Origin of the sequence: Thiomonas delicata (assembly GCF_900088825.1) — a bacterium.
GTDB lineage: Bacteria > Pseudomonadota > Gammaproteobacteria > Burkholderiales > Burkholderiaceae_C > Thiomonas_A > Thiomonas_A delicata.
Genome location: NZ_LT592171.1, coordinates 617,626 through 630,487, shown reverse-complemented (window position 1 = coordinate 630,487; position 12,862 = coordinate 617,626). Strand labels below are relative to the sequence as shown.

Annotated in this window: 13 protein-coding genes; 12 read left to right on the top strand and 1 reads right to left on the bottom strand. The window is 68.1% G+C overall.

Annotated elements, in window-relative coordinates; all coding sequences use genetic code 11:
- The first annotated feature begins 70 nt into the window (after positions 1-70).
- Positions 71-1,345, top strand: a complete 1,275-nt coding sequence (locus THIARS_RS12485) for a lipoprotein-releasing ABC transporter permease subunit (RefSeq protein ID WP_094162117.1) — start codon at positions 71-73, stop codon at positions 1,343-1,345.
- Here the strand turns inward: THIARS_RS12485 and THIARS_RS12480 are convergent.
- Entirely contained in the window at positions 1,336-4,515 is a 3,180-nt protein-coding gene (locus THIARS_RS12480) for an EAL domain-containing protein (RefSeq protein WP_094161224.1), read from the bottom strand. The genes THIARS_RS12485 and THIARS_RS12480 overlap by 10 nt on opposite strands.
- A 275-nt stretch (positions 4,516-4,790) precedes the next feature.
- Here THIARS_RS12480 and THIARS_RS12475 point away from each other — a divergent pair, with 275 nt between their 5' ends.
- The 11 genes from THIARS_RS12475 (at position 4,791) to THIARS_RS12425 (ending at position 12,846) form a co-directional block, all read left to right on the top strand.
- Entirely contained in the window at positions 4,791-5,372 is a 582-nt protein-coding gene (locus tag THIARS_RS12475; protein ID WP_094161223.1) for a DUF4337 domain-containing protein, read from the top strand.
- A gap of 229 nt (positions 5,373-5,601) precedes the next feature.
- Complete coding sequence (locus THIARS_RS12470; protein ID WP_094161222.1) at positions 5,602-6,180, top strand: phosphatase PAP2 family protein; 579 nt, start codon at positions 5,602-5,604, stop codon at positions 6,178-6,180.
- Between the two features lie 151 nt (positions 6,181-6,331).
- The gene (merR, locus tag THIARS_RS12465; protein WP_094161221.1) at positions 6,332-6,739 is read left to right on the top strand and encodes a mercury resistance transcriptional regulator MerR; all 408 of its coding nucleotides are present in this window, start codon (positions 6,332-6,334) and stop codon (positions 6,737-6,739) included.
- Positions 6,740-6,975: 236 nt separating this feature from the next.
- A complete protein-coding gene (minC, locus tag THIARS_RS12460; protein WP_094161220.1) occupies positions 6,976-7,764 on the top strand; it encodes a septum site-determining protein MinC in 789 nt (262 codons plus the stop codon).
- Positions 7,765-7,804: 40 nt separating this feature from the next.
- Positions 7,805-8,617 carry a septum site-determining protein MinD gene (gene minD / locus THIARS_RS12455; protein WP_094161219.1) on the top strand — a complete coding sequence of 271 codons (813 nt, stop codon included), beginning with the start codon at positions 7,805-7,807 and terminating at the stop codon, positions 8,615-8,617.
- A gap of 14 nt (positions 8,618-8,631) precedes the next feature.
- Positions 8,632-8,883 (top strand): cell division topological specificity factor MinE, encoded by a 252-nt coding sequence (gene minE, locus THIARS_RS12450; RefSeq protein WP_094162116.1) that lies wholly within the window; start codon positions 8,632-8,634, stop codon positions 8,881-8,883.
- 45 nt (positions 8,884-8,928) lie between these two features.
- The gene (locus THIARS_RS12445; protein WP_245845907.1) at positions 8,929-9,993 is read left to right on the top strand and encodes a glycosyltransferase family 4 protein; all 1,065 of its coding nucleotides are present in this window, start codon (positions 8,929-8,931) and stop codon (positions 9,991-9,993) included.
- A gap of 130 nt (positions 9,994-10,123) precedes the next feature.
- Entirely contained in the window at positions 10,124-10,327 is a 204-nt protein-coding gene (locus tag THIARS_RS12440) for a type II toxin-antitoxin system VapB family antitoxin (protein ID WP_094161218.1), read from the top strand.
- Complete coding sequence (locus tag THIARS_RS12435) at positions 10,324-10,704, top strand: type II toxin-antitoxin system VapC family toxin (protein ID WP_094161217.1); 381 nt, start codon at positions 10,324-10,326, stop codon at positions 10,702-10,704. The genes THIARS_RS12440 and THIARS_RS12435 overlap by 4 nt, the downstream gene beginning before the upstream one ends.
- Positions 10,705-10,860: 156 nt before the next feature.
- Positions 10,861-11,652: an ABC transporter permease gene (locus THIARS_RS12430; protein ID WP_094161216.1), complete on the top strand. Its 792-nt coding sequence runs from the start codon at positions 10,861-10,863 to the stop codon at positions 11,650-11,652.
- Between the two features lie 360 nt (positions 11,653-12,012).
- Positions 12,013-12,846 carry an ABC transporter ATP-binding protein gene (locus THIARS_RS12425; protein WP_094162114.1) on the top strand — a complete coding sequence of 278 codons (834 nt, stop codon included), beginning with the start codon at positions 12,013-12,015 and terminating at the stop codon, positions 12,844-12,846.
- Positions 12,847-12,862 lie beyond the last annotated feature (16 nt).

The following is a 12,862-nucleotide window of genomic DNA, read 5'->3' as shown; positions in this document are numbered from 1 at the left end:
TAGGGCGCCGGCCCAAGGCCTTGTGCCGGCATGGATGCTGGAAATCGCCCAGCCCGTAAACTTCGCCCCCATGTCCACCTCCACGCCCTCAGGCCTGCCGTTCGAGCTGCTCATCGGCTGGCGCTACACGCGCGCCGGCCGGCGCACGCGGCGCAACGGCTTCATCTCCTTCATCTCCTTCATCTCGGTCGCCGGCATCGCGCTCGGGGTGGCCGCGCTGATCGTGGTCATCTCGGTGATGAACGGCTTCCAGAAGGACGTGCGCGACCGCATGCTCAACGTCATTCCGCACATCCAGGTGTTCAGCGTGGACGGTGGCCCGCTGACCGACTGGCGCGGCGTGGCGCGGGTGGTGCAGCGCAATCCGGCCGTCACCGGCGTGGCGCCCTTCGTCAGCGGCCAGGCGCTGCTGGCGCAGGGCAACCAGTTGTTCGGCGTGCTGGCCTGGGGCATCGAGCCGCAGGAGGAAGACAAGGTCTCGGCCATCGCCACGCACATGGTGGCGGGCTCGCTCGCGGCGCTGAAGCCGGGCAGTTTCAGCGTGGTGCTGGGCAACGAACTGGCGCAGCGCCTGGGCGTGGGCATCGGCGACCAGATCACCATGGTGGTGCCCAGCGGCAGCCTCACCCCGGCCGGCATGATCCCGCGCCTGCGCACCCTGCGCGTGGTGGGCGTGTTCAACGTCGGCCATTACGAATACGACAGCACGCTGGCGCTGCTGAACATGGACGACGCCGCCAAGCTCTTCCTCTCGGGCGGCCCCACCGGCCTGCGCGTGCAGACCCGTTCGATCGACGACGCCCCGGCCGTGGCGCAGGCACTGCAGACCACGCTCCCGGCCAATCTGGTGGCGCAACCCTGGACCGAGCAGAACCGCACCTGGTTCGAGGCCGTGGTGATCGAGAAGCGCATGATGTTCATCATCCTGGCGATGATCGTCGCGGTGGCGGCGTTCAATCTGGTGTCCACGCTGGTGATGACCGTCACCGACAAGCAGTCGGACATCGCCATCCTGCGCACCCAGGGCGCCAGCCCGCGTTCCATCATGGGCATCTTCATCGTCCAGGGGGCCATCACCGGCGTGATCGGCGTGCTCTCGGGCGTGCTGCTGGGCTGCCTCATCGCCTTCAACATCGACCCCATCGTCAGCTTCCTGGAATGGGTGTTCCACACCCAGTTCCTGCCGCGCAGCGTCTACCTCATCCACAAGATGCCGAGCGACCCCAGGGCCTCGGACATCCTCACCATCACGGTGGTGGCGCTGGTGCTGTCGCTGCTGGCCACGCTCTATCCGAGCTGGCGCGCCTCGCGCGTGCAGCCCGCCGTGGCCCTGCGCTACGAATAGGCCCGCACGCCGCGCGGCGGCAGGCGAAAGCCTGTCACGAAAGCCGGAATGTCGTCCGCCGGCAGGGCCTGCGAAATGGCATAGCCCTGCAGGGCATCCGCCGAGGTGCGCAGCAGCAGGTCGAGATGGGCGCGCGTCTCGACACCCTCGATCACGGTGCGTATGCCCAGGGCCTGGCCCAGCGCCAGGATGGCGTCGAGGAACAGGCGGTCGCGTGGGTGGCTGGGCAGGTCGCGCACGAAAGCCTGGTCGATTTTCAGCAGGTCCACCGGCAGGGTCTTCAGGCGCAGCAGCGAGGCATAGGCCGAGCCGACGTCGTCCATGCCCACGCGCACACCCTCGTGGCGCAGGATGCCCAACTGCTCGAGCACCACGTGCTCGCCGAACACTTCCTCGGTCTCCAGAATCTCCAGGCTGAGCATGCCGGGCTCGAGCTCCGGGTGGCCGCCCACCTCGGCCAGCACCCGGCTGGCGAAATCGGCGGCCAGCAGTTCCTGCGGCACCACGTTCACCGAGACTCCGAGGTGCAGGCCTTGACGCACCCAGATGGCCAGGTCGGCCAGGGCCTGCTGGCGCACGCGCGCGCCCAGCAGGCTGAGCTCCATGGGACCGAGCTCGCGCATGAAGGCTTCGGGCTGCAGCAAGGCGCCGTCGCGGCGCAGCCGGGCCAGCGCCTCCACACTGCGGATGCGACCGCTGGCGCGATCGAGCACGGGCTGGTAGTGCAGCACCAGGTCGCCGCCCTCGATCATGCGGCGCAGTTCGACGCGGCGATCGGACGTCGCGAAGGACGCCTGCGCCATGGCCGGGTCGTACAGGCGGAAGGCCCCACGCAGCGGGCCGCGCCGGCTCTTGTGGGCGTACAGCGCCATGTCGGCGTGGCGCAGCAGGGTGTCGGGGGATTCGCGGTCGTAGGGATAAATGGTGATGCCGCAACTGGTGTCGACCTGCAGCCGCAGGGGCGGGTTGCCCACCTGCATGGGCTCGCGCAGGGACTCGAGCAGGCTTGTGCACAGGGGTTCGAGCACGGCCACCTCCGCGCAACCCTCGATGATGAGCACGAATTCGTCGCCGCCCATGCGCAGGGCCAGGGCGTCGGCCGGCAGCTTGGTCCTCAGGCGCTCGGCCACCGCGCGCAGCACCTGGTCGCCGATCAGGTGGCCATACACGTCGTTGATGGACTTGAATCCGTCGAGGTCCAGGTAGGCCAGCGCCAACAGCGTGCCCGCCGCATCGGCGCGCGCGATGGCCTGCTGCAACTGGCCCTCGAGCATATTGCGGTTGGGCAGCCCGGTGAGGGTGTCGTGCAGGGCCAGCCACTGTTCGCGCTGGCGCACCTGCTGCAGCGCCCGGTGGGCGGCGATCTCGTCCAGCGCGTGGCCGAGCAGGCGGGCGATGCGGGCGATGAGCTCGCGCACGTCGTCCTGGAACAAACCGTATGCGGGCGAGGTGACGACCAGGATGGCCTCGGGCCGCCCGGCCCGGCGCAGCGGAACGGCGGCGATGCTGTGCCAGCGGTGGGTGACGACGAAGTCGCGCCGCGGCGCGTTCAGCGGATCGGACGGGAAATCGTTGTGGTACAGCAGCTCGCCGGCCAGCCAGGCGCGCACGGAAAGCGCCGGCAGCGGGTCGTCCAGGCGCATGACGACCTGGTGCAGATGCTGCGCCCCGGCGCCGGCGCTGGCCTGCAACTGGAACACCCCGGCGGCGTCCGGGCGGCCGATCCACGCCGCATTGAACAGGCTGGACTGGGCCAGCGCGCCGCACGCGGCGCGAAACAGTTCCGCTTCATCGCCCAGACGCGCCTGCTGCTGCACGATCTCGCCCAACTGCGCCAGCGCCGCGTAAAGGCTGCGCAGGCGCTCGTTGCGGCGCGCGCGTTCGCGCCGCTCGGTCACGTCGTGGAACACCAGCACCGCGCCGCGCACCTCGCCCGAGAACCCGGTGATGGGCGCGGCCGAATCCTCGATCGCCAGCACGCGCCCATCGCGGCTGTGCAATTCTGTGTGGTTGGCCAGCTGCGCCACCTTGCCGCTGCGCAGGGTCTGCGCCACCGGGCAGGGCGCCAGCGAGTCCTCGCCTTCCACCGCGATGCGGAACACCTGCGCCACCGGCTGGCCCTGTGCCTGCGCGGCGCGCCATCCCGTCAGGCGCTCGGCCTCGGCGTTCATGCGCGTGATCCGCCCCTGCGCGTCGGTGGCGATCACGGCATCGCCGATGGACGACAGCGTCACGTCCAGCTCATCGCGCTGGCGGCGCAGGCCGTCCAAGGCCTGCGCCCGGCTGCGCTCGGTACGGCCGAGCTGACGCAAGGTGCTGTCGAACAGCCAGGAGGCCGCCGCGATCAGCCCCATGAACAGCAAGAGCGTGCTGGCGAGTTGCGCGGCCCAGTGCTCCACCAGCAGACGCATAGGCAGATTGGCGCCGATGGTGAAGGGGTAGTCGGGCACGCGCACGAAAGCGCCCACCAACTGCCGATCCACTGCGGTGGACGGACCCGAGAACACGCCGGCGAGCGCCCGGGGGTTGGCGCGCAAAGTCTCGACCATGATCCCGCCTTGCGGCTGGCCATAGGGCGGATGGGACGTCTGCGGCAGGCGCAATTGCAAAAGCCCGTCCTCGCGCAGGATGGCGAAGGCCATGCCGTCGGCCGGCTGTTGCGTCAGCCCGATCACCCGCGGGAAAGCCGGCGCCTGGGCCAGAACCAGGTGCTCCTGCGCGCCGGGCAGGCTCCCCAGCGGCAGGAAATCGAGGTTCAGCCAGTGCCCCGGCGCGCGCCGGTCGGGGACCGGCGGACCGACGCAAAAGCCCGGCGCGCGCAGACAGCGGGCATAGGCGGCGCGCGTGGCCGCGGTCAGCGCGGCGTCGCCGACGGGCAGTGGCGGCAGGGCTCCGCTGCGCGCGACATAACGCCCCGCGCCGTCGACCAGCGCGACGCCTTCGATGTCGGGACTGTCGCGCAGATACATGTCGAGCTGCTGCTGCGTCGTCTGCGGATCCGCCAGCAAGTTCCGGCTGAGGCGCAGCATGGAAAACTGACGCGAACGCAGCCTGGCACGCCACTCGACGGCGTATTCGGCGGCAAAGGCGCGCAGCTGCTGCTGGCTCTGGGCGCGCAGGTCGTCCCAGGCACGCCAGGCGATCCACGCCGTGAACAAGGTGGCGAGCATCACGATACCGACCCACAACCGTATCAAACGGCGGCGTAGTGGCGAACCCTGCTGGGCCGCCGGATCGGGTGCTGCGGTCGGGTCGATGGCGAGTCTCGGCTGGAAGGTTTGTGGTGAGCAGTGGCAACGATTAGACCGTGCCCCATGCCCCTTGGAAATCCCCGGACATGCGGGGTGGCCTCCACCGCGCCATGCCGTCACGCAACGCCCGTAAACTTGCGCCCTGCCCGCCTCCGCAGGCGCCCTTGTCCCGCATCCAACCCCGAGATCCAACCATGAGTGAATCCGGCGTCCACGCCCATGCTCCGCACGAAGAAGCCCTGCACCACGCCACCGAGGGACACAACCGCGGCCTGAACCAGTGGGTGGCGATTTTCACCGCGCTGCTGGCGGCGCTGGGTGCGGTGGTGAGCTACCAGGGCAGCCATCTGATGAACGAAGTCCTGCTGCACAAGAACGAAGCCGTGCTGAAGAAGGCGCATGCCACCGACGAGTGGAATTACTACCAGGCGGTAAGCACCAAGCAGCATTTGATGGAACTCGCGCGCGACCTCGCCCCGGCCGACAGGCAACCCGCCATCGCCGGCAAGATCGCCAAGTACGAGCACCAGAAGACCGAGATCAAGGCCCGCGCCGATGCGCTCGAAGCCGCCTCGACGAAAGCGGACGAAGAGTCCGACCGCCTCAACCGCCCGCACACCGGCATGGCGCGCAGCCTCATCTTTTTGCAGATCGCCATCTCGCTGGCCTCCATCACCGCCCTCACCGGCCGGAAATGGCTGTTCGGCGCCGCGGTCCTGAGCGCCCTGGTCGGCGTCGGCCTGTGGGCCGCGGCGCTGGGCCTGGCGGCGGCATGAGCCCGTCGCACGGCCGTCCGAAGACGGGCGAAGCCCCGCATGGCGGGGTCGCGCGCAGCGCGGGGGCGCCCACCATGAGCGCGCCGCACGGCCGCTCCGAAGGCGCGCGAAGCCCTCGCGGAGGGCAGCGCGCAGCGCCGGGAGCCCACATGAGCCCGTCGCACGGACGTCCGAAGACGGGCGACACCCCGCACGGCGGGGTCGCGCACAGCGCGGGGGTGCTCAAGACATGAACGGACCCTGGTGGTACACATGGGGCGGCCTGAACGAGCGCCTGTTCCTCGCCGTCAACCACGCCGGCCACGGCTGGTTGTGGGATCACCTCGCGCTGTGGGGCACGGCGGCCGGCGACCACAAGCTCTACCCCTTCTATGCCGCCGCGGCGCTGGCGCTGGCGCTCAAGCGCCCCAATGTCCTGGCCACCCAGGCCGTGCTGGTGCTGCTGTGCGGCTACCTGATCGACTGGGCCATCGTCTCGGGCATCAAGCCCTGGCTGGATTTTCCCCGCCCGCCCCGGGTGCTCGGGGTCGCCGCGGTGCACATTCTGGGGCCTGCCGAATACGCCCACAGCTTTCCCTCGGGCCATGCCGCCTTCGCCTTTGTGCTGATGGCCAGCCTGCTGCCGGGCGCGCACTGGATGCTCAAGGCCCTGCTGGTGGTGTTCGCGCTCTGGGTGGGCTGGTCACGCATGGCCGTGGGCGCCCATTTCCCGGCCGACGTGCTGGGCGGCGCGCTCATCGGCTTGTTCAGCGCCTGGCTCGCCGCGCAAGGCTTGCGGCTCCTGGGGTACGCCCGCGCCAAACGTTGAACGCGCGCATTCGCAAGGACAAGGCTCGCGCCCGTCGCCCAGACCGGAAACCGCAAGAAGCTGAGTCGCCGCCGCCCGTCCGCCGTCGATGTTGCAAGCGAGCCGCGAATGGTGGTAGTTTCCGTCCGTACTTGAGTACGGACGGAAACCCATGACACCCACCACCACGCATTTCACGATCGGGCAACTCGCCGGCGCCGCCGGGGTGAACGTGGAAACGGTGCGCTTCTACCAGCGCCGCGGCCTGCTGGCCACGCCCGACAGGGCCTACGGCGCCATCCGCCGCTACACCACGGCCGACCTCGGGCGCCTGCATTTCGTGAAAAGCGCGCAACGCCTGGGTTTCACGCTGGAACAGGTGGCCGAGCTTCTGCAGCTGCAGGACGGCACGCATTGCGACGAAGCCCGCCAGATGGCCGAGCGCAAGCTCGCCGACGTGCGCCAGCGCCTGGACGACCTGCGCCGCATCGAGCAGGCGCTGGCGGTCCTGGTGCAGCGCTGCGCCTGCCACGAAGGCGACATCGCCTGCCCGCTGATCGAGGCGCTGCAGGAAGGCTGACGCACCGCGGGGCGCCGCTGCCCGCGCGCTCCGCGCCCCGGCCTGGGCCACGGGCCGGACGCGGCAAGGGTGCAAGTACCATGCAGGCTTTGCAGAGAAACCTCTCGAGCAAACGCCGGGCCGGGCCCGCCCTTGCTCACCCCCGGGGGTGCTCAGAACCTCGCCGCGCCGATGTCCGTCATGCCGCATTCCGCCCAGACCTTCGCCTTGTTGCCGACCCGCCCGTGCCGCCAGCCATGAGTCCCCGCAAATCCGCCTTGTTCGACTTGCGCGCGGGCGCCGTGGACGCCCTGCACCTGTCCGTCAAGACCGCGGACCTGGATGCGCTGCGCCAGGCCCTGCAGCAACGCTTCGACGCCGCCCCGGACTTCTTCTCCGGCGACCCCGTGGTGCTGGACCTGCGCCCCCTGGACGACGCGGCGCAGTTCGACGTCGCCGCGCTGGCCACCTGGCTGCCGGCGCTGCGCCTGCGCCCCATCGGCGTGGTGGCGAGCGACGCCCAGGCCGGCTGGGCGGCCGGCGCCCTGCCCCGCCTGGACAGCCACGCCGCGCCGCGCAAGCCCGCCGCCGAAGTGCGGCAGGACCCCGCGCCGCGCGACGCCCCCCATCCCGCGCCCGCCGAGGCCGAGGCCCTCAGGCAGGCCGCGTCCGACGCCGCGCGCCAGGCCCCGGCGGCTTCCCCCCAGGCCCCGGCCACGCTGCTGATCGACAAGCCGCTGCGCTCCGGCCAGCGCGTCTACGCGCCGGGCGACCTCATCGTGCTCGACCTGGTCAGCCACGGCGCCGAGCTGATCGCCGGCGGCAACATCCATGTCTACGCGCCGCTGCGCGGACGCGCCCTGGCCGGCGCGCACGGCGAGGCCGGCGCGCGCATTTTCTGCACCTGCTTCGAACCCGAGCTGGTGGCCATCGCCGGGGTGTACCGCACCGCCGACCAGCCGCTGCCCGAGTCCGTGAAGGGCAAGCCGGCCCATGTGCTGCTCGACGGCGACGCCCTGCGCATCGAAGCCCTGAAACTCAAGTAGATCAACGGTCCTTCCACTCCTTTTCGCGAACGCAACAACCATGGCAAGAATCATCGTCGTCACTTCCGGCAAAGGCGGGGTCGGCAAGACCACCACCAGCGCCTCCTTCGCCGCCGGCCTGGCCCTGCGCGGCCATAAAACCGCCGTCATCGACTTCGACGTCGGCCTGCGCAACCTCGACCTGATCATGGGCTGCGAACGCCGCGTGGTCTACGACTTCATCAACGTCATCCAGGGCGAGGCCAACCTCAACCAGGCGCTGATCAAGGACAAGATCTGCGACAACCTGTTCGTGCTGCCGGCCTCGCAAACCCGCGACAAGGACGCGCTGACCAAGGAGGGCGTGGAGAAGGTGCTCAAGGACCTCGACGCCATGGGCTTCACCTACATCGTCTGCGACAGCCCGGCCGGCATCGAGAGCGGCGCCCTGCTGGCGATGCACTTCGCCGACGAGGCCCTGCTCGTGACCAACCCCGAGGTCTCCTCGGTGCGCGATTCCGACCGCATCCTCGGCATCCTCGGCTCCAAGACCAAGCGCGCCATCGAGGGCGGCGAACCCATCCGCGAGCACCTGCTCATCACCCGCTACAACGCCAAGCGCGTGGCCGAGGGCGAAATGCTCTCCATCGAGGACATCCAGGACATCCTGCGCCTCAAGCTCATCGGCGTGGTGCCCGAGAGCGAGGCCGTGCTGCAGGCGTCCAACCAGGGCACGCCGGCCATCCACCTGGAGAACAGCGACGTCGCCAGCGCCTACCAGGACGTGATCGCGCGCTTCCTCGGCGAAGACAGGCCCATGCGCTTCACCGAGTACCAGAAGCCGGGCCTCATCAAGCGCCTGTTCGGCCGTTGATGGGAGACAGCGCCATGTCCATCCTGTCCTTCCTGCTCGGCGAGAAAAAGAAAACCGCCACCATCGCCAAGGAGCGGCTGCAGATCATCCTCGCCCACGAACGCGCCGCCGGCGCCCCGGCCGACTACCTGCCGGCGCTGCAGCGCGATCTGGTGGCGGTCATCTCCAAATACGTCAAGATCAACCAGAACGACATCCAGGTCCGGCTGGAGCGCCAGGATTCGCTCGAAGTGCTGGAGGTCAAGATCGAGATCCAGCAGGACTGAACGCGCCCCGCGCCCGCCGTCCCGCCCAACTTCCCGCCGCGCGCCATGATCCGTCAAGCCATCGCCCTCGCCGCCTTCCTGTGCTGGCTGGCCTGCCTGGCGCTCATCGTGCTGGCCAGGCGCCATCGTTTCGGGCTGGACGAAACGCGCGGCGAATCCCAGAAAAAGCATCGCCACCCCACACCCCGCACCGGCGGCATGGCGGTGGTGCTGGGCTGGGTGGCGGGGGTGATGCTGATCGGCGCCGCCGGGTATTCGCCCGAGCCTTTCAACGTCCGTATCGGCCTGGCGGCGCTGCCGCTGCTGGCCGTGGGGGTGTGGGAAGACCTGCGGCGGCATCTCGCGCCGCTGCTGCGCGCGGCAGCCACGCTGCTGTCGGCGGCGCTGGCCGTCTGGCTGTGCGGCGTGAGCGTGACGCGGCTGGACCTGCCCGGCGTGGACGCGGCCCTGCAGCACTGGCCCTGGCTGGGCTGGGTGGCCGCCACCATCGCCATCGGCGCGATGCCGCACGCGGTGAACATGATCGACGGTTTCCACGGCCTGGCCGGCACCGTCGGGGCGATGATCCTCGCCGCCATCGCCTACGTCGCGTTCAAGGTCAACGACGCGCAGATCATGGCCCTGGCCGGCGTCGGGTTCGGCGCGCTGCTGGGCTTCCTGTTCTGGAACTGGCCGCGGGGCCAGATCTTCCTCGGCGACACGGGCGCCTATCTGCTGGGTTTCGCCGTGGCCGTGCTCGCCGCGCTGCTGGTGCAGCGCCACCCACAGGTCTCGCCGTGGTTCGCCCTGCTGGTACTGATGTACCCGACCTGGGAACTGCTGTTTTCGCTGTGGCGCAGGCGCATGCTGCGCGGCAGGCCGGGCATGCGCGCCGACAGCCTGCACCTGCACCATCTCGTGTACCGGCGCATCACGCACGCCCTGCAACTCGACGACCCCGGCCATCACCGCACCACCCTGAACGCCTACACCGCGCCCTACCTGTGGAGCCTGGCCGCCTTCAGCATCGTCCCGGCCGTGCTGTGGTGGAACAGCACGGCAATCCTGGCGAGTTGGTGCCTGCTGTTCGCGCTGGCCTACGTCGTGGCCTACCGCCGGCTGCTGCGCTGAAGCGCACGCCCGCCCTTTCCGCCATGCACGACACCACGCCTCCAACTCCGGTGTTGAAAGCCTGAGCCTGATTCGCAAAAACATCAAATTTGAATCACAATAGCATCAAAATTGATGACGCGAGGCATTCATGAGAACGACCGTAACGATTGATGACGCCCTGTACGAGAAGGCACTGGAAGTTGCCGATCCGGCAATGGACAAGGCCGATCTATTCCGCGAAGCCATCAAGACCTTTGTGCGCGTTCAAGCCGCGAAACGACTTGCCGCCCTTGGCGCAACCATGCCGGAAATGCGGGCGATTCCCCGCCGCCGTGAGAATGCTTCACGATGAAAGGCGTTCTCGTCGATACCTCGGTGTGGATCGATCACTTCCGCCAACACAACGATGCGCTGGTTGACCTGCTTGAACTCGACCTTGTGATGGCGCATCCGCTGATCGTTGGCGAAATCGCGTGCGGAACGCCACCCGACCGGATGCAAACGCTGTCCGATCTCATCGTTTTGCAACAGACCCAGCAGACCAGCGTTCGGGAGGCCATGGACTTTATTGAAAGCCAACGCCTGTTCGGTTTAGGCTGTGGTTTGGTCGACCTGCTGCTGCTTGCTTCCACCCTCATGACGCCGGGAGCCGAGTTGTGGACCTTGGATAAGCGGCTCGGCGCATTGGCAGAACGTTTTGGTGTGATGCACCGGCCCACCTTGCATTGATGCCACCGTGTGGGTCTCCGCAGCCCAATCCGGATAGCCTGGACATCTCCATCGGCGCCGGTTCAATCGGCGCACCTCCTGCGATCCAGCGCGTTGCGGCGCTCGACTGTTTCCCCGCCCAGATCCCTTCCCTGACACAACCGTCCCCACACAACGATGCAAGCCCTGCGCACCGCCTCGATCGACCTAATGGCCAGTTTGAAGTCCTGGCGCTTGTGGAGCCTGCTGGGCTGGCTCGAAATCCGCCAGCGCTATGCCCGCTCCAAGCTCGGGCCGTTCTGGCTCACCATCAGCATGGGTGTGCTGGTAGGCACGATGGGCGTTGTGTATGGCTCTCTGTTTGGCCAAAAACTAACCGACTACCTGCCAATGCTCGCCATCGGCATCGTGATGTGGGGGTTGTTTTCGAGCATTGTCAACGAGGGCAGTACCGCCTATATCAACAGTGCCAGCTATATCCGGCAGGTCCATACCCCACGCTTGATCTATATCCTGCAGGTCGCTTGGCGCAACGCGGTGATCTTCGCCCACAACTTCATCATCGTGTTTGCCGTGTTGCTGATTTTTGGCGTCAAAAGCTGGGCCACCCTGCCGCTGTTCATTCCCGGGCTCGCGCTGTATCTGCTCAACGCGGTCTGGATGGGCGCCGTGGCCGGGTTGATTTCGGCCCGCTTCCGCGATCTGCCGCAAATCATCTCGGCCCTGCTGCAGGTGGCGTTCTACGTCACGCCCATCCTGTTCCACGGCGGCATGCTGGCCGGCAAGCACCGGTGGATCGTGGAGTACAACCCGCTGGCCTACCTCATCGACATCGTGCGCCAGCCGCTGGTCGGGGAAGTGCCCCCCGCCCACACCTGGGAAATCGCCATCGGCATGGCGCTGCTGGGCTGGCTGCTGGCGCTGGTGATGACCGGGCGCTATCACAAGCGGATTCCGTACTGGGTTTGAACCCGATCGATCGCGGTGACGGCCTACAATCGCGCGCTCGATCACCTGCGGCTCCCCATCATGGACACCGTCACCATTCCCCGGACCTTGCGCGGCATCGACACCCGCATTGCCTGCGAACCCTGCAGCGCATGAAGCATGCAGCAAGGCACCCAGGTGAATCTGGACGCCGACATGGCGCTGGCCGCCGCCGATCTGAGCCTGCGTTTCAAACTGCCCATGGCAGGCAGCATTCGTCTATGCCGCCGCACGGCTGGGCGGCGCCGCGTTGCGAACGCGGGACACGCTTTTCGAAAGCCTCGAAGGCGTGCGTTACGTTCCCAAAACCTGATGGCGGCGCGCCGTAACCGGACACTTCCCATGCTCACCAGCATCACCCTGCAGAACGTCCACCTGGACCTGCCGATCTTCGACGTTTCCGCCCTATCGCTCAAGAAGCGCGTCATGCGCATGGGAAGGCGCAACCGCATCGCCGAGGACAACACCGGCGTGGTGGTGGTGCGCGCCATCGACGACTTGAGCCTGCATCTTGAAAGCGGCGACCGCCTCGGCCTCATCGGCCACAACGGCGCGGGCAAGAGCACCCTGCTGCGCGTCATGGCCGGCATCTACCCGCCCACCGCGGGCACGGTGGCCGTGCAAGGCAAGGCCGTGCCGCTGCTGGACATCAGCCTGGGCATGGACGACCAGTCCACCGGCCGCCAGAACATCCGCCTGCGCGGTTTACTGCTCGGCATGAACGACGCCGAGATCAAGCGCAAAACCGAGGAAATCGCCGCCTTCACCGAACTCGGCGACTACCTCGACCTGCCCATGCGCACCTACTCCAGCGGCATGCGCGTACGCCTGGCCTTTGCCATCTCCACCGCCGTGGAGGCCGACATTCTGCTGCTCGACGAAGTGCTGGGCGTGGGCGACGCCAGCTTCCAGGACAAGGCCAACAAGCGCCTGCAGGACCTGCACGCCAGGGCCGAGATCGTGGTGCTGGCCATCCACTCCAGCGAGGCCATCCGCAAGACCTGCAACAAGGTGCTGTGGATGGAGCGCGGCAAGGTGCGCATGTTCGGCAAAGTCGACGAAGTGGTGAGCGCCTACGACAAGCACATGAACCCGCGCCCGCCGCAACCCTTGCGCAAGCGCGCGGCCAACCAGGCATTCGTGCGGCGCAAAACCGAATTGCGGGAAAACCGCTGACCCTCGATTGCCCCCT

Coding starts and splice junctions, on each gene's coding strand:
- THIARS_RS12485 (WP_094162117.1), top strand. CDS start 71: ATGTCCACCTCCACGCCCTCAGGCCTGCCGTTCGAGCTGCTCATCGGC.
- THIARS_RS12480 (WP_094161224.1), bottom strand. CDS start 4,515: ATGCTCGCCACCTTGTTCACGGCGTGGATCGCCTGGCGTGCCTGGGAC.
- THIARS_RS12475 (WP_094161223.1), top strand. CDS start 4,791: ATGAGTGAATCCGGCGTCCACGCCCATGCTCCGCACGAAGAAGCCCTG.
- THIARS_RS12470 (WP_094161222.1), top strand. CDS start 5,602: ATGAACGGACCCTGGTGGTACACATGGGGCGGCCTGAACGAGCGCCTG.
- merR (WP_094161221.1), top strand. CDS start 6,332: ATGACACCCACCACCACGCATTTCACGATCGGGCAACTCGCCGGCGCC.
- minC (WP_094161220.1), top strand. CDS start 6,976: ATGAGTCCCCGCAAATCCGCCTTGTTCGACTTGCGCGCGGGCGCCGTG.
- minD (WP_094161219.1), top strand. CDS start 7,805: ATGGCAAGAATCATCGTCGTCACTTCCGGCAAAGGCGGGGTCGGCAAG.
- minE (WP_094162116.1), top strand. CDS start 8,632: ATGTCCATCCTGTCCTTCCTGCTCGGCGAGAAAAAGAAAACCGCCACC.
- THIARS_RS12445 (WP_245845907.1), top strand. CDS start 8,929: ATGATCCGTCAAGCCATCGCCCTCGCCGCCTTCCTGTGCTGGCTGGCC.
- THIARS_RS12440 (WP_094161218.1), top strand. CDS start 10,124: ATGAGAACGACCGTAACGATTGATGACGCCCTGTACGAGAAGGCACTG.
- THIARS_RS12435 (WP_094161217.1), top strand. CDS start 10,324: ATGAAAGGCGTTCTCGTCGATACCTCGGTGTGGATCGATCACTTCCGC.
- THIARS_RS12430 (WP_094161216.1), top strand. CDS start 10,861: ATGCAAGCCCTGCGCACCGCCTCGATCGACCTAATGGCCAGTTTGAAG.
- THIARS_RS12425 (WP_094162114.1), top strand. CDS start 12,013: ATGCTCACCAGCATCACCCTGCAGAACGTCCACCTGGACCTGCCGATC.